This window comes from Streptomyces sp. NPDC055287 (genome assembly GCF_053646035.1).
Genome location: NZ_JBSHNE010000076.1, coordinates 1 through 15,949, shown reverse-complemented (window position 1 = coordinate 15,949; position 15,949 = coordinate 1). Strand labels below are relative to the sequence as shown.

General features: G+C 70.0%; 12 protein-coding genes and 2 pseudogenes. 13 read left to right on the top strand and 1 reads right to left on the bottom strand.

Features of this window, described 5'->3' with window-relative positions:
* The first annotated feature begins 560 nt into the window (after nucleotides 1–560).
* The 9 genes and pseudogenes from ACWIHY_RS38680 (at nucleotide 561) to ACWIHY_RS38640 (ending at nucleotide 9,382) form a co-directional block, all read left to right on the top strand.
* Complete coding sequence (locus ACWIHY_RS38680; protein WP_454381343.1) at nucleotides 561–857, top strand: hypothetical protein; 297 nt, start codon at nucleotides 561–563, stop codon at nucleotides 855–857.
* Nucleotides 857–1,144, top strand: coding sequence for a hypothetical protein (locus ACWIHY_RS38675; protein WP_454381342.1), 288 nt, complete (start codon nucleotides 857–859; stop codon nucleotides 1,142–1,144). Before ACWIHY_RS38680 ends, ACWIHY_RS38675 begins: the two co-directional genes overlap by 1 nt.
* Nucleotides 1,145–1,500: 356 nt before the next feature.
* A complete protein-coding gene (locus tag ACWIHY_RS38670) occupies nucleotides 1,501–3,777 on the top strand; it encodes a protein kinase domain-containing protein (RefSeq protein ID WP_454381341.1) in 2,277 nt (758 codons plus the stop codon).
* Between the two features lie 176 nt (nucleotides 3,778–3,953).
* A complete protein-coding gene (locus tag ACWIHY_RS38665) occupies nucleotides 3,954–4,250 on the top strand; it encodes a hypothetical protein (RefSeq protein ID WP_454381340.1) in 297 nt (98 codons plus the stop codon).
* Between the two features lie 31 nt (nucleotides 4,251–4,281).
* On the top strand, nucleotides 4,282–4,518 hold the full coding sequence (locus tag ACWIHY_RS38660; protein WP_454381338.1) for a hypothetical protein: 237 nt from the start codon (nucleotides 4,282–4,284) through the stop codon (nucleotides 4,516–4,518).
* Nucleotides 4,515–4,757 (top strand): hypothetical protein, encoded by a 243-nt coding sequence (locus ACWIHY_RS38655; protein WP_454381336.1) that lies wholly within the window; start codon nucleotides 4,515–4,517, stop codon nucleotides 4,755–4,757. The genes ACWIHY_RS38660 and ACWIHY_RS38655 overlap by 4 nt, the downstream gene beginning before the upstream one ends.
* 1,274 nt (nucleotides 4,758–6,031) lie before the next feature.
* Nucleotides 6,032–6,427, top strand: a pseudogene (locus tag ACWIHY_RS38650) (AMP-binding protein); the annotation flags it as partial.
* 388 nt (nucleotides 6,428–6,815) lie between these two features.
* Entirely contained in the window at nucleotides 6,816–8,093 is a 1,278-nt protein-coding gene (locus tag ACWIHY_RS38645; RefSeq protein WP_454381335.1) for a cytochrome P450 family protein, read from the top strand.
* A gap of 65 nt (nucleotides 8,094–8,158) precedes the next feature.
* Nucleotides 8,159–9,382 (top strand): cytochrome P450, encoded by a 1,224-nt coding sequence (locus tag ACWIHY_RS38640; RefSeq protein WP_454381334.1) that lies wholly within the window; start codon nucleotides 8,159–8,161, stop codon nucleotides 9,380–9,382.
* A gap of 437 nt (nucleotides 9,383–9,819) precedes the next feature.
* On the opposite strand, the gene ACWIHY_RS38635 is transcribed toward ACWIHY_RS38640, so the two are convergent.
* Entirely contained in the window at nucleotides 9,820–10,968 is a 1,149-nt protein-coding gene (locus ACWIHY_RS38635; protein WP_454381333.1) for a PP2C family protein-serine/threonine phosphatase, read from the bottom strand.
* 1,267 nt (nucleotides 10,969–12,235) lie between these two features.
* On the opposite strand from ACWIHY_RS38635, the gene ACWIHY_RS38630 reads away from it, so the two are divergent.
* The 4 genes and pseudogenes from ACWIHY_RS38630 to ACWIHY_RS38615 all read left to right on the top strand — a co-directional run bounded on the left by ACWIHY_RS38630 (nucleotide 12,236) and on the right by ACWIHY_RS38615 (nucleotide 15,864).
* Nucleotides 12,236–13,426: an NAD(P)/FAD-dependent oxidoreductase gene (locus tag ACWIHY_RS38630; RefSeq protein ID WP_454381332.1), complete on the top strand. Its 1,191-nt coding sequence runs from the start codon at nucleotides 12,236–12,238 to the stop codon at nucleotides 13,424–13,426.
* A 10-nt stretch (nucleotides 13,427–13,436) separates the two neighbouring features.
* Nucleotides 13,437–14,375: a sigma-70 family RNA polymerase sigma factor gene (locus tag ACWIHY_RS38625; RefSeq protein WP_454381331.1), complete on the top strand. Its 939-nt coding sequence runs from the start codon at nucleotides 13,437–13,439 to the stop codon at nucleotides 14,373–14,375.
* 168 nt (nucleotides 14,376–14,543) lie between these two features.
* Nucleotides 14,544–14,950, top strand: a pseudogene (locus tag ACWIHY_RS38620) (glutaredoxin domain-containing protein).
* Between the two features lie 569 nt (nucleotides 14,951–15,519).
* Nucleotides 15,520–15,864 carry a transposase gene (locus tag ACWIHY_RS38615; RefSeq protein ID WP_454381330.1) on the top strand — a complete coding sequence of 115 codons (345 nt, stop codon included), beginning with the start codon at nucleotides 15,520–15,522 and terminating at the stop codon, nucleotides 15,862–15,864.
* The last annotated feature ends 85 nt before the right edge of the window (nucleotides 15,865–15,949 follow it).

Here is a 15,949-nt window from a genome sequence, read left to right as displayed (position 1 = left end):
CTTCGGCTACCTCACCCCAGCCGAGACCAGGCAGCGGCAACAGCACGCCCTCGCGGCGTAGACATTGAGTGTCCGAGATCACGGGGAAACTTCAGATCGACGTCGACCAGGTCCTCGTCCTGGTCGGCCATCACTTACTCCCGGAGCAGGGCAGGACGGTGCGGGTAGCGGGGGCCGGGCGCATGGGGCGGGGCCGACCGATCCCGCGGCTCGGGCGAGGGATGAGCACGTGCGATCTCCTCCAGACGGGGTCGGCGCTGCGGCGCGCTTCGTCATAGATCTGTTCGTCTTCACGGACGACGCCGCGAGGAGCTGCTTTGAGACGGCGCGTGGCGTTCATCAGCGGGTTCCGGTGTGCGGACAGCCTCGGGCTCACCCTGCACTTCGATCCTGTTCAGACGCTGACAGGGAGGCCGATGTGAACCGCCGCCGTTTCCTGGCCGCCTCCGCATACTCCATGGCCGCCGCGCCTCTTCCGCTTCAGATGGTGCAGGAGGCCGCCGCCCGCACCCGGTCCCTCACCGCTGGCACGGTCGCCGGGCACGCCGAATGTCGCCGCCGTGCGCGACCTGGTGCGCCTGTGCATGGACATGGACATGGACGAGCGCCACGGGCGACAACACGGCCGTTCCGCCTTCGTGCAGTACCTGGTCACCGACGTCGCCGGGCTGTGCCGCAGCCGCTTCGCCAGCGATCAGGCACGCGCCGAGGCGCTCTCGGTCGCCTCCACAGGAACCCACCTCGCGGGCTGGAAGGCGTACGACAGCGGGGAGCAGGGGCCTGGCGCAGCGGTACTGCCTTCAGTCCCTGTCGCGGGCGAGGGCATCGGGTATGCCTGGGCGAGGACGGGTTCGTGATGCGCACGATGGCGCAGCAGGGGTTGAAGCTGCATCGGCCGGAGCACTGCCTGGCCCTGGCCGGCTGGGGCCGGGCCAAGGGCCGCGTCGACGCACGAGGCGAGGCGTTGTTCGCCGTGACCCACACGCACGCGCTCGCCAAGACCGGGCGGCGCCGGCAGGCCGTGGCGGACGTCGGCCGCGCCCACACCGCACTCGCCGTTGTGGGTTCTGGTGTGGTGGCCGCCGGCGGCCGCCGTCCGCTGCCGAACGGCCAAGGGCTTCGAGACCCTCGGAGACTGCGGTAACGCGGTCCGCCAGCAGGCCGGGCACGACGTATGCGCGGTCGTCGCACTCGACCTGGTCGCCCGGGCTGAGCAGCAGGCCAAGCAAGGGCGGCATCGGGCAGGCGTGCACCACCTGGAGCCGGGCGATCGAACATGATGGCCGGGGGGAAGTCCGCCCGCACACGCTGACCGTCAGGGCCGACGGCGCGGCACCGGGAATCCGTCCGGCTCCCTGCGGCGCCTGGACCGCTGAGGGGCCCCACGGGGGCTGCCCCACCAGCCCCACCAGCCCCACGTGTTCAACGCTCCCCTACTGTTGGCTGCCGACAACGGTCAACAGACAAACGCGCAGCCGCGCGAACGGGGTGAGGGCGGCCATGGAGCCACTGCAGTCGGACGATCCGCGGGAACTTGGAACCTACCGGCTGCTGGCAAGACTCGGCGCCGGTGGCATGGGCCGGGTGTATCTGGCGCGGTCGCCCGGCGGTCGTACGGTCGCGGTGAAGGTCGTACGTCAGGACCTCGCCACCGACCGGGCGTTCAGGCAGCGGTTCCGGCACGAGGTCGACATAGCCAGGGCCGTCTCCGGCCGCTACACCGCGCCCGTGGTCGACGCCGCGCCCGACGCCCCGCTGCCGTGGCTCGCGACGGCGTACGTCCTGGGCCCCGACCTCACCGACGTCGTCGCCTCGCACGGCGCCCTGCCCGAGCAGACGGTGCGCGCGCTGGGCGCGGGGCTCGCGGCCGCGCTGCAGGAGATCCACGCGGCCGGGCTGATCCACCGCGATCTGAAGCCGTCGAACGTCCTGCTCGCGGCCGACGGCCCCAGGGTCATCGACTTCGGCATCGCGCGGGCGGTCGACGGAAGCCGTATGACCCAGACGGGAGTTGTGGTCGGGTCGCCCGGCTACATGCCGCCGGAACAGGCGCTCGGCAAGGACGTCGGTACGGCGGGCGACGTGTTCTCGCTCGGCGCGGTGCTGGCCTTCGCCGCGACCGGCCGCAGTGCCTTCGGTGACCTTGCCCCGGCCGCGATGCTCTACCAGGTCGTCCACGAGGAGCCCGACCTCGCCGGTGTGCCGCCGCTGCTCACGGGCCTGATCCGTGCCTGCCTGGCCAAGGACCCGGCGGGCCGGCCGAGCCCGGCGGAGATCCTCCAGTCGCTGGCACCGGACGGTACGGGCGAGGTCCTCGCCGACTGGCTCCCCTCGGCGGTCTCTTCGACGATCGCGACGCACGCCTCCCGCATCCTCGACCTGGACACCCCGGCGCACGGCACCACCCCCGCGACGTACGGCCCGCCCCCGACGGTCCTGGACGCCTCGTCCCAGAACCAACCGGCCCAGCAGCCGACATCCGCCCAGGCCCCCGCATCCCCTCAGCCCGCCACATCCGCGCAGGCCCCCACGTCCGCCGGGTCCCCCGCCCCCTCACGCCGTCGCTTCCTCGGCCTGGCCGCAGGCGGCGTCGCGGGCGTGGCCGTCGCCGGGACGGGCGGTGCGTGGTGGCTCACCCGCGACGGGAGCAAGGACAAGCTGAAGGTTGACGGCAAGGACGGCAAGGCCACGAACAACGCCGAGCCCGAGGTCTTCAAGACCCCGCCGAACGGCGTCGCCCCGCAGCCCCTGTGGCACTCCCAGGCGGCGAGCCTCTCCCGCAACTACGACGTGCCGCCCCGGGTGTTCGGCGACTACTTCCTGGTGCTTGGCGACACCACGGCGGCGTACGACGTCAGGACGGGCAAGCGGAAGTGGGCCCGCAAGGAGATCAGCGGGCCCGCCGACACGCTCACCGTCTCCGGCAACACGCTCTTCCTGCCCGGCCCCGACTACGACGGCACGGTCCTCGGCTACGACATCCGCACCGGCAAGGAATCCTGGCGCACCGGGCTCGGCGGCAAAATGGACGGGGAGGTCCAGGTCGCCGCGGTGGACGACGAGCGGGTGTACGTCGTCGCCGTGCTCGCGGACGACGACATCGAGAAGCGCCTCAACGCCATCGCGGCCATCGACATCCGCACCCGCAAGATCGTCTGGCAGGAGCAACGCGACGAGGGGACGCAGGACGACATCGCGCTCACGGTCGGCGACGGCCACCTCATTTACACCCACGGCGCGATCGACGACGACCTGAAGAACCTCACCGTCCGCGACGCGCGCACGGGCACACAGCGCTGGAACCGCAGGATCGCCGACGACGAGGTCCAGCCCACCATCTTCGGCGGCATGGTCTTCCTCGGCGGCGACAGCCTCCTGCGCGCCGTCGACCTGAAGACCGGCCGCGATGTGTGGAAGCTCTCTCCCAACGGCCGTCGCGGCTTCCACCGGCCGTCCGTCCTGCGGGGTGTGCTGTACGTCATGGACTACGACCGGGGTGTCTGGGCGATCGAGCCGAAGACGAGCAAGAGGATCTGGATGAGCGAGGAGCTGGGGAGCCGGGAGTTCGGCGAGTGGATGGTCCGTACGGACGACTCCCTCTACATCGCCTCGTTCTTCGAGCAGGGCGGCGTCTACGCGCTGTCGGCCAAGGACGGCTCGTACCGCTGGAACTACAACGACGGCGTCAAGGACGACGGCGAATGGCAGATCACCGAGGCGGGCAGCCGCCTCCTGGTCTCCCACGCCGACCACCTGTACACGCTTCCAGCGGTCTGATGTGCCTGTGAACTGGCCTGCGCGTCCCGTGGGTTGGGACTGAAGCGATCACACCGCAAGGCTCGGTCCGCGCCGTCCTGGGATGGGGCGCGACCGAGGTGGCCAGGGTGGCGTCGACATCTCGCTCGCACGATCAACCGGCTCAAGAATTTCCGAGCCGTCGCCACCCGGCCCGCATGCAGCTGAACGCGGGCCGAAGGGCAGCCGAGGCCGGGGACTGGGTGGCCGCGGGGCACGCCTTCGTCCGGGCCGCCATGGAGGGCAGTGCGGAGGGTGCCGAGCTGGCAACCCAGGTGGCCGTCGAGCTCGTACCGCTGGCGTACGGCGGGGCGATGGAGGCCGCCGCGCTGCTCGCCGGGATCAATCTGGAGTATTTCGACGCGTCGGCCCTGCCCATGGCCGTGTCGTACGCCGCGTGGCGGCCGAGGCGGGCCTCCCCGCCGGACAGCGCACCTACGGTCACATGTTGGTGATGGGCCTCGGCGTCGAGGAGGACAGCGGAGCGTGCCGCCGAGCTGTTTCGGGCGGGCCGCCGAGGGCGGCGACGCCTACGGCGCGTTCAACCTGGCCCAGTTGATTGACGAACCCGAAGAGTCCCTGCGGCTGTTCGAGGCTGCCGCGCGCGAGGGGATCGTCGTTGCCGGTGCCGTACTCGCCGACAGGCTGTCGGCGCTGGACCGGGACGCGGAGGCACTGCGCTGGTACGCCTGGGCGGCCGAGCGCGGGCTACGGGGGCGATGAACGCGGCCGCCTGCTGGTACCGCGACGGCTTCGGCACCGCGCCGGACCCGGTGCAGGCGGTGCGCTGGTTCTTCGTCATGCTCGCGCACGGCGACGGAGACGGCATCCACGAGGCGATCCAGCTTGCGAGGGCCGGGGCCCTGGACGAGGAGCAGATCCGCGAGGCCGGGCGGCTCGCCGGCGATCCTGGGGCAGCGGAGGCCCTGATAGGCACGGTCCTGGGCGGCAGCCGACCCTGAGGGCCGCGAAACGCTCGGGGAGCCATCGCTCTCCCCAGACGTACAGATGTCGGCGGCGGCAGCCATGCGCGGAGCTCTGAAGCAGGCCGCCCGTGAGCAGACCACGAGCAGTTGGGATCGCCTGAGTCACCAGCTCGGCTCAGCAGTGCCGCGGGTGGAGAGCGCCGACCGGATCCAGGTGTTGATCCTGGTCGACCGGGCAACCGCATCTAGCGAGCCCCCAATGTCCTCACTGCTGGCCGCAGGCGACCCGGGGATCGCAAAGCAATACCGCAGTGTCACGGCCGCCCTGAGCCTGGAAGTACCAATCGACGCAAGGATCTCCGAGACGTCATCCAAGCCGACGTCCAGAGGTGTTCGACACCTGGCGCAACCGCTGACAACCGGCCACAGTGCGGCCCATCCCGACTGACGGGCGCCGGCCGTTGGTCGGCCAGGACGTCGTGTTGCCGGTGCTGGACGGTCTGGATGAGATGGACCCCACCGCCCGACAGCGCCCAAGCCCGGACGCCCGCGCCCAGGCCGCTGAACGCCCACCAAGACGGCCGCGCGGCGGGCCCGGTGATCCTGACCTGCCGCAGCGCTCGCTACGAAGCCCTGGTTGAGCGGCTGCTCGACGCCACGCGCATCGAGGCGGCGCGCTGTCCTCTGAGGAGCATGGACGGGAGGCGCCCAAACCACCCCGAAAGGTGAGTTCGCGGTCCACTTGGCTGGGAATTGATCCACTTGTCTGCTCAGAATTCTTCGTCCCGAGGACGCCGTCGCCACAGGACCGCCCACCCGCGGTCGCCGAGAGGAAAAGCGTGATCACGCTGCCCGCCATGCCGCGACACGCACGTGAACAATTCCTCGCCGAACCGCGCATCGGCGTCCTGGGCGTCGCCGACTCCAGAGGCGTCGGACGAGTGCCCCTCCTCGTCCCTGTCTGGTACAGCTACGAACCATGCGGGGAAGTCGTCTTCCAGAACGGTCGGGCAACCGTCAAGGCTCAGCTACTGCGCGTCGCGGAGAGGTCCAGCCTCTGCATGCAGGACGCCCCCCGCCCGTACCGGTACGTGAGAGTCGAACGCACGGTCACCGCCATCGAGGGCCCAGACGACATTCTTTCCGCATGCGCCCGCAGCACTGACGCACCGCCGACTTCGCCGACTTCACGACCGACTTCGCCGTATCCGGCGCCGAGGTGAGCGGGAGTGGCCCCCCGGGCTGAATCCTGTCCTGCCGACACCGCACGGCATCGCATCGAAGGAAGCCGCCCGAGCGAGAAGGACTCGATGACAGACCTCGACGTTTCGTCATGCCCTGCATTCCCGGCGGCCGGCAGGCCCGCGCTCGCCTGCCCCCGGGACAGTCGCCTGTCCGAGCTGTTCGAGGCGCAGGCCGCGGCGCGGCCGCACGCGCCGCCGGCCGCCCGGCACCGGGAGCGCGCCTTGACCTACGGGCAACTCGACGCCCACGCCGCTGCCTTGGCGGCACGCCTGCTCGGACGCGGCGTTGTACCCGGCGACCTGGTCGGTGTTTGCGGCTGCCGTTCGCTGGAGGCGCTGGTCGCCATGTTGGGCATTCTCAAGGCCGGCTGCGCGTACGTACCGCTCGACGAGGACCTGCCGCTGGCCCGGCTGCGGGCCATGGCTGAAGACGCCGGACTGCGCGCCGCCGTCGCCTTGCCGGGCAGCGCGCGCCGCGTGCGGGGCCTACGGGTGTCAGTCGAACTCGCCCCTCTCGGGATACGTCACCGCCTCGGTGCCCGGCCGTCCGCATGTCGCCGAGAACCCGACGAGAGCCACTGCACCGTTCGTGTCCCTTGCGTCGACCGCAGCCGCGCCGCCGACATGTCAGTCAAAGAAATGTACCTGAAGGGCACGTTCCCGGTCCTGGGGCGGCGCCCCGCGGACGAGACGTCGGCGGGCAGCGAGCTGCACTGCCCGCCGGTCGACTCCACCCTGCTGGACCGGTACCTGGAGTACTTGTTCACCTCCGGCTACATCCCGCCTCCCCAGCAGGCGCCACCGAACCCGGCGCGCCGCCCACACCCGCAGCGGAAACGGAGCTCGTCGCATGAGCCACCCCGAACCCCCCTGCCAACCGCAGGTCCTGAGCCGCTGCGAGGACAGCAGCAGCCCCGAGGACAGCGGTCCTACCCGGCCCCTCGTCCCCGTACCGGACGTCGAGCCCGCCACTGCTGGTGCGCCGTGCGCGTACGCACGGCTACGCGCCGAACAGCCCGTCGTCAAGGCACGGCTGCCCAACGGCGAGACGGGCTGGCTGATCAGCCGCTATGAGGACGTGCGTGCCGCGTTCGCCGACCCCCGGCTGGTGCGGCCGCTGCTGTCCGCCTGGCCGCCCCGCGAGGGCGAGGACGCCCCGCCGCCGTGCCTGCCGACCTTCCTGGAAATGACCGGCGAGCACCACGAACGAGTGCGCCGCACCGTCCTGCCGCTGTTCGGCCGGCGGCGGCTGGAGTTCATGGCGCCCCACATCCGGGCGACGGCGGAGGAACTGATCGACACCATGGTGGCCACCGCTCAGGGCGGCACGGCAGACCTTGTCGCCTCGTACGTGGAGCCGCTGCCCCTGCGGGTGCTGTGCGAGACCATCGGACTGCCGTACGAGGACCGCGACGTCTACCAGCCGCATACCCTCACCCTCCTCGGCGCATCCGGACTTCCGATGGAGCAGGTCCTGGAAGCCCTCTACGCACTCCAGGACTACGCGTCCGAGCTCATCGCCCGCAAGAGAGGGAGCGGCAAGGACTACATCCGCCTGCTCCTCGCGGAGAGCCGCCGGCCGGGCAGCGAGCTGACCGAGGACGACGTCGTCAGCTTCGTCGTCACCATGCTCATGGCCGGCTACAAGACCAATATGCAGCACACCGGCAACGCCCTCTTCACGCTGCTCACCCACCCCGAGCAGCTGCGGAGGTTGCGCGAGGCGCCGGAGCGGATCGGTGCCGCTGTGGAGGAGTTGCTGCGGTACGTCCCGCTCATGAACGCCATCAACATCCTGGTCGCGACACAGGACTTCACGCTGCGCGGGCAGCACATCCGCGCCGGCGACGCGGTCGTTCCGGTACCGGCCTCCGCCAACCGCGACCCGGAGGCATTCACCGAGCCCGACCGCCTGGAGCTCACACGGACGCCCAACGCGCACGTCGCCTTCGGACACGGGCCGCACGCGTGCACCGGAGGGCACTTGACCCGTCTCCAGCTCGCCACTGTGATCCAGGTACTCCTGGAGCGCCTGCCCGGTATCGAACTCGCAGTCCCGGCCGACTCCATCCCCTGGGACGAGACCACACCGCTGCGCGCACCGGCACGGCTGCCCGTGCGCTGGTGAGGCCCCCCACCCAACCGACGCTCCGCACACGACGCACACGACCCCACCAGAGAGGCGCTCACGCCGTGACCGCACCGCAGGCTCCCGCATCCGAGGAAACCCCGAACGAGCCGCTTCCGCACTACCCCTTCAGTACCCGGGGCGACCGCCTCGCCCCGGAGCTCGGCACGCTGCGCGACCGCTGCCCCGTGGCCCGGGTCAGCACGAACGCCGGCGAGGAAGCATGGCTGGTCACCGGCTACGAGCTGACCCGGCACGTGCTGCGGGACCGCTCCTTCGCGCGCTCCGTGCTGGCCGAGGCCGACACCCCGAAACAGGACGCCCCGATCCTGGCCCCCGAGCTGCTCGACGCGATGAACCACCTGCAACAGGCCGGACTGCGCGACGAAGTACTCAAGGCGCTCGGCCGCGACCAGCCCGCACTGCCCGCCGACTGGGTCGCCGACGTCACTCGCGAGGGCCTGGACACGATGGTCCGGGAAGGCAGCACCGGCGACCTGCAGTGCCACTTCGCCGAGTGGGTGGCCGCCCAGTGCATGTGCCGGCTGCTCGGCCTGCCCTTCACGGACCGCGAGTGGCTCGCCGTACGGGCCGACCTGGACCTGACCATGGTGACACCCACCGACGAGGAGCTCGCCCGCAACTGGGAGGAGATCCGTGCGTACATGGCCCACCACATGGCTGCCCGCCGCCCCGGCGCACCGCGCGGCCTCGCGGACCGCCTCGCCGACCTCAACACCCACCGGCAGGCCCTCTCCGACCGGCAGCTGTCGAACATCGTCTCGGTCCTCTTCGTCAGCGGTTACGAGGACTTCGCGAGCTTCCTCGGCGTCGCGGCACTGAACCTCCTGCAACACCCCGCGACGATGAGCGCGGTGCGCACCCGCCCGCAGACCATGCCGCAGTGCGTGGAGGAACTGCTGCGGTGCAGCGTCGTCCTGGGCAACGCGATCCCGCGCTACGTCACCCAGGACGCAGAGCTCGGCTCCTCCTCCGTCAAACAGGGCGACCTTGTCCTGCTCTCCCTGGACGCGGTCAACTACGACCCCGCCGCGTTCTGCGACCCCGACACCTTCGACCCCAACCGCTCCCCGAACCCGCACCTGCGCTTCGGGCACGGCCGCCACCATTGCCCCGGCGCCCACCTGGTCCGCCGCCAGTCCGACACCGCCTTCCGCGTCCTCCTCGACCACGTCCCCGGCCTCCGCCTCGCCGTCCCGGCGGCCGAGATCCCCTGGCACCCCAACCGCATGGCGATCATGCCGGCCGGAATCCCCGTCACCTGGTGAGCGACGGATGCAGTTCACAGGCACGTGCGAGCCGCGCCCACCTCCATACTCAGGCGACGAGGTTCCGGTACAGGGAATCGGGAGATCCGGCCGTACGCCGCAGGGCACTCCATCACATGGCCGCCCAGGCACAATGACGTTGTGTACCCAACTGCCCTCGACGTGCGGGCCAACACCATGAGTTCCCGGCTCCTGGCCCAGTTCGGCGACGTCGCCAGGCGCCTCGAAGCCTACGCCGAGCACAGGTCGCAGTGTCGGCCCGGCCGGGCGGAGGTGCACGGCGGAGGCACGGTCCGCGAGGACGATGGCAGGCGAGGTGCCCGACTTCGCGAGTCTGTGGAGCGTGGTCTGCTCCCTCGGCATTTCCAGCCCAGTCCAGCCGGGGACACGGACGCTCGAGTTGGCAATCTGAAAGGGCGAGATAGAAGGCCCGGTCTTTAGGGCCCCACTCGGTATCCACACGTCGGACTACGCGAGGTGCTCTGCGCCCGGGTGTGCGAGCACTGCACGGCAAGTGCCGCGATGTCGTCGTCGAGCGTTCCGCCGCTGTAGTGGAGCAGGTCCCGGTGCAGCCGGTCGAGCACCTCCCGGGGCGGCGTCGGGCCTTGGCGCCGCATCCAGTCCGGCAGTGGGAAGAACTCGCCGGTGCGGTCCCGGGTCTCTGTGACACCGTCCGTGTAGAGCAGCAGCTGGTCGCCCGGGGCGAAGTCGACGGTATCCACGCAGTATTGGTTCCCGAGGAGTGTCGCGAGGTTGAGGGGCGGCGAGACGGTGGTGGGTTCCAAGATGCGGATCTCCCCGCCGTGCACGATCAGCGGTGGGGGGTGGCCGCAGTTGAGGAGCCTGACGTGGCCGCCGCCATGGGGGATTTCAGCGAGTACAGCGGTGGCAAAGCGCTCGGGCAGGTCCTGGGCGGGGAAAGCTGCGCTGTAGCGGGTGATGCTGATCTCCAGTCGATGGATGATGCCCCTCAGGTTCGCTTCGTCGTACGCCGCCTCCCTGAAAGAGTTGATCACCGCCGAGGCCGCCCCCACCGCGGACAGGCCCTTGCCGCGTACGTCGCCGATGAGCAGCCGGACTCCGTACGGTGTGTCGGCCGCCTCATAGAAGTCGCCACCGATCCGGGCCTGCTCTTGGGCCGCCAGATACAGCGACCCGATCTCGACGCCCCCGATGCGGTTTGGCAGGGGACGCAGCAACACCTTCTGGGCCGCGTCGGCGACGAGCCGGATGTGGAAGAGAGCCTCCTCACGCTGGAGCCGGACATGGCTTGCGTATGCGGCCGCCAAGGTGACCGTGATGATCGCAGCCGCCGTGTACGGCGTCCCCAGGTCGGTGTAGGCGAAGCTGAGGCCAATCATGACCAGCAGGCAGAACGCCCCCAGCAGGATCGTGGGGAGCACGGGCCACATCGAGGCGGCGAGGGCGGGCGCGGCGGGCAGGAGGCGGCTGAAGGCGATCTCCCTCGGGGTGGAGAACGCCAGGCCGGCGATGAGGACGGTAAGGATCACCGGTGACAGCCAGGCAGCTTCCCACCGGCCGCCGTAGGGAGGACGACGGCGCCGCAGCCGCCCGGACATGATCACAAAATGCATCATATCCGTCGTAGATGGAAGATCTAGCACCTTAATGGGTCATACGGTAGCCCGTCCGCGATCACCGAGCTCATGTCACTCAGGTGCCGGGTGTCCAGGTCAGCATCGACCTGATCTCGCGAATCCAGCCCCCCGGCGGCACTCCAGACATCGCAGATGTCCGTACGGCGATGCTGGGCTTCGCGGCCTCTGCCGTCGACCGAGGCGGCGAAAGCATCGGGTTCTCGGCGTACGCGATCGAACCGTCGGCACGGTGATGGAATTAGGCCGGATGACGTGCTCAGAGCGCTGCGGCTGTGGATGAGCCTGGCGCGCGGACCTTCCGCTGGTCTTGTGGGAGCAGGGCATCGCGGACACCAACCGCACCACCCCGACATGACCTTCCTCACCGAGGCCTTCACGACCCCCGCATCTGCGCCCTGACCCGGAAGCCACTTTTGCACCTGCAGGAACCCGAGTTCGTACGTCCGCTGAAGGTCACGGTTCGAGGGCCGCTGACGCGAGTCACGGCGGGTCGCCGCGTACAGATCGAACTTGGACATTGGCAGCAGCCGGGCCCCTCGGACCGACCGGTCGGAGGCATGGGACTTCACCCGGGCCATCGCGGCTGAGTGGTACACACCCTTGACCGACGGCGACGGCGAGGAAGGGCTCCAGCAGGTCGAAGGCCGGCGGATGCTGTCGCTTCCTACCGCTCTGCGTGAGGCATACCTGCTCTTGGGTCGACGTTCGGAGTTGTTCGAGCACCAGGACTCAGGCCGGATTTGAGGCAACATGCGCCGACCGCACCGTTACCACCGTCGGCTCTTGCGAGAGTTCTATCTCTCCGCCCAGATTGCGGCGCGCCCCTGCCCCACGTCGAAGACGTTCTACGACCGCGAGAGGAGCGAGGCAAGACCCACAAACAGGCAATCCTTGCCCTCGCCCGCGGCCGGCTCGAAGTCCTATGGGCCCTCATCCGCCACCACCCACCTTCACCACCGAGCGGCCCCACCCCGACCTCGCTACGGCATAACGCCGCTTACTCTGTGTCACTCGCGCCCTTGACAAACCTGATTGGGAATCAGTCACACCGATGGATGGCCCTCTCGATCCGTAGTTGGCCATCGCCCCGTTCGGCTGCCCAAGACAGGCCCAAGCGTCTGCCGGAGGCTCAGCGGCTCGTGCAAATTCGGTGACCCGCGTCACACCCGGCTCCTGTCAGCAATCGGGGCGCCGTCTCGTTCAAAGGGCACACGAACGAGACAGGAGCAACGCCATGAAGCACCGCATCGTCGTACTCGGTGCCGGATACGCCGGGGCCTTCGCCGCCGGAAACCTGGCCCGGCGGCTCTCCCCCGCCGACACCGAGATCACCGTCGTCAACGCCGCGCCCGACTTCGTCGAGCGGATGCGGCTCCACCAGCTCGCGATCGGCCAGGACCTCGCGTTCCGCAAGCTCGCCGACGTATTCGCGGGCACCGAGGTGCGGCTGCGCTTGGCGCGCGTCACCGGCGTGGACCCCGAGCGCAGGACCGTCGCCGTGACCGGCGAGGACGGCGACGGCGCGCTCGCGTACGACACGCTTCTCTACGCGCTCGGCAGCTCCGTAGCCCACCATGGCGTCCCCGGCGTGGCCGAGTACGCCTTCGATGTGACCGGCCGGTCTTCGGCGCTGCGTCTGCGCGAGCGCCTGACCGGCCTGGGCGAGGGCGGCACCGTGCTGGTCGTCGGTGAGGGGCTGACCGGCATCGAGACCGCCACCGAGTTCGCCGAGTCCCGGCCCGACCTCTCGGTCGCGCTCGCCGCCCGCGGCGAACTGGGCGCCTGGCTCTCCCCTAAGGCCCGCCGTCACCTGCGCCAGGCATTCGACCGGCTCGCCATCACCGTCCACGAGCACACCGGCATCGAAGCCGTCGAGCCGACACGGGCCATCGCCGCCGACGGTACGTCCATCCCGGCCGACGTGACCGTGTGGTCGGCCGGGTTCGCCGTGCACCCCATCGCGGCCGCCAGCGGCCTGGAGGTCGCCGAGACCGGCCAGATCATCGTCGACCGCACCATGCGCTCGGTCTCGCACCCGGACGTCTACGCCGCCGGTGACTGCGCCTACGCAATCGGCGAGAACGGCCGGCCGCTGCCGATGTCCTGCGCCTCGGCCGGCTTCACCAACATGCAGGCGACCGCCGCGATCATCGCGCGCCTGACGGGCAGCGAGGTCCCGACCACCGGGCTGAAGTACCACGGCAACCACATCAGCCTCGGGCGGCGGGACGCGATCTTCCAGATGGTGGACGGGGACGTCCGGTCGAAGTCCTGGTACCTGGGCGGCCGGACCGCCGCGCGGCTCAAGTCGGGCGTGCTCAAGGGGGCCGGGTGGGGCATCGCCCACCCGACCTTCGGCATGCCGAAGCGCAAGCGCCGCCTGGCCACCGCGCCTGACCGGGCCGGTGTGAGGGTCGCCGCATAGGCTGTTGCGCATGGACAGCGAAGCCATCGATCGGTTCGAGGCCAGCCGGGGCCGGCTGGCCTCGCTCGCGTACCGTCTGCTCGGCTCGGCCGCCGACGCCGAGGACGCCGTGCAGGACACGTTCCTGCGCTGGCAGGCCGCAGACCGCGAACGGGTCGAGGTGCCGGAAGCGTGGCTGACCAAGGTCGTCACCAATCTCTGCCTCGACCGGCTCCGCTCGGCACAGGCGCGCCACGAGCGAGCGGCCGGTGTCTGGCTGCCCGAGCCGCTCCTCGAGGGCGACCCGATGCTCGACCCGGCCGACACCTTCGAGCAGCGCGAATCGGTGTCCTTGGCCGTACTGACCCTCTTGGAGCGCCTGTCGCCGGTCGAGCGGGGCGTCTACGTCCTGCGTGAGGCCTTCTCCTTCAGCCACGCCGAGATCGCCGGGATCCTCGACATCACCGAGTCCGCGAGCCAGCAGCATGTCCACCGGGCCCGGATCCGGGTCGCCGCCGAGCGCCGCCGCGGCGGCGAGGCCGACCCCGCGTCCGCGCGCCGGGTCGTCGAGGAGTTCCTCGCGGCCGCCACGTCGGGGCGCACCGAACGGTTGGTCGCGCTGCTCACCGACGACGTGACAGCGGTCTCGGACGGCGCCGGACTGGCCAAGCGGCTGTTGCGGTACAAGACGCGCGAGCGGGTCGCCTCCTACGTACGGGCCGGTTTCAAGCCCACGCCGGCGAAGCGGCGGCTGGCCGGCGGCTCGCCCGCGTTCCATATCGCGCTGGTCAACGGCTCCCCGGCCGTCCTCGCCGTGGTCGACGACCGCGTCGTGGGCGCCGTGGCGTTCGAAGTCAGCGACGGCAAGGTCGCGTCTCTGCGCGGCATCGCCGCCGCGGACCGGCTCGCGCGCCTCAACGAGGCCTGGCGGCAGCACGAACCCGACGCGCCGGTCATCAAGGCATGGTGACCAGAGCCACCGGAATCCAGTGACCTGAGTCGGAGCGAGGACGGCACCCCTTCGGCCCCCACGTTGCACAGAAACGAGCGCCGTCGGCTCGTGTCCGTTGGTGCAGAGAAGGCCGCACGTCCGGGCCGTCGATCCGCCGAACCTACGCCACCGATAGCCTGCGTCATCATGACGCGCGCTTGGATCTTGGCGATGTTGCTTGTGGTCTGCGGCTCACTCGTTGCGACCACGATGGTCGTCAGGGGGTTCCCCGGCGCCGCCGTTGCACTACTGCTGATGATTGTCCTGCTCGCAGAGCTGAACTCGCCGCTGGCATTCCCACGGTCGACCGGGCGGTGGAGGCACGACGCCGCAGCGCGGTCGACGGCCGACCGATCGTCTACTGGCGGGCGGGCTGCAAGTACTGCCTACGCCTGCGGATCCGGTTGTGCCGCAGCGCCCGCCTGCTGCATTGGGTCGACATCTGGCGCGACCCGGCTGGGGCGAAGGCGGTGAGGGCAGCCAACGATGGCGACGAGACCGTGCCGACCGTCGTGGTGGCGGGCCAGCCGCACGTCAACCCCGACCCCGAATGAGTGCGAGGACAGCTCCCCCATCCTCGTGATGGGGAGCGGTTCGCCAATCCCCGGGCCTAAGTTCTGTCCGGCCGATCTTGGTTGTGGGAGGATGGGTCCATGATTGATATTCGAAGGGGCCGTGCCGCGTAGAACGCCATCTTCACTTCGGCCGCAGGAATGTGGCTTGGGGAGGCCCTGGGTGCGTTATCGCGATGTTCCTGGCCTGTCGGGGGCGGCGAATGCAGCACTCCGCGTACTCGAACGGGAGCGACTGACGCCGGGCATTGTGTCTGTCGCGCTGAGCGTGTGATCTGTGCGCGTCCACGGCACCAAACGCCGGTGGCGGCTGTGCGAGGCAGAGTTCACCTGCCAGTGCTGCGGCGAGGGCTGGGCCCGGGACAAGCTGCAGGAGGCTCTATCCATGCTGCCGCCGAGGGCCGCCGCCGAACTCCAGGTGCAGATCGAGCGCCTGGACGAGGTGCTGCTGAGACGAACGCACCATGAGCCCACAGCAGATTCAGAGTTGGCGTGGTGGCATCGCCGGTGCTGACCGTGCCCATGCCGTCCACTGAATCGTTGGCTCTCGTATGACTGGTCGGGGGGATCTGACAGAGGCGGAGTGGCGACGTCTGGAGCCGTTCCTGCCAGTGGGCAACAACCGCTGCGGGCGGTGGCGCAACCACCGCCAGGTGGTCAACGGCATCCTGCACCGGGTCCGGACCGGGGTGCAGTGGCGGGCCTGCCCGAACGCTATGGGCCGTGGAAGACCGTCTATGAGCGCCATCGGCGCTGGTCAGCCGACGGGACCTGGGAGCGGCTGCTCCAGCAGGTGCAGGCCCGGGCCGATGCTGCCGGCGGGATCGACTGGGACGTTTCGATCGACTCCACCTCGATCCGTGCCCACCAGCAATGGGCAAGCAGCCACTTTTTGATGGCAGGTGTCTTGTGGGTGGCGTAGACGCCCCTATGTTTCGTCAAGCGGCGAAGGAACGCGGATGGCCGTCATCGGCTGGATGT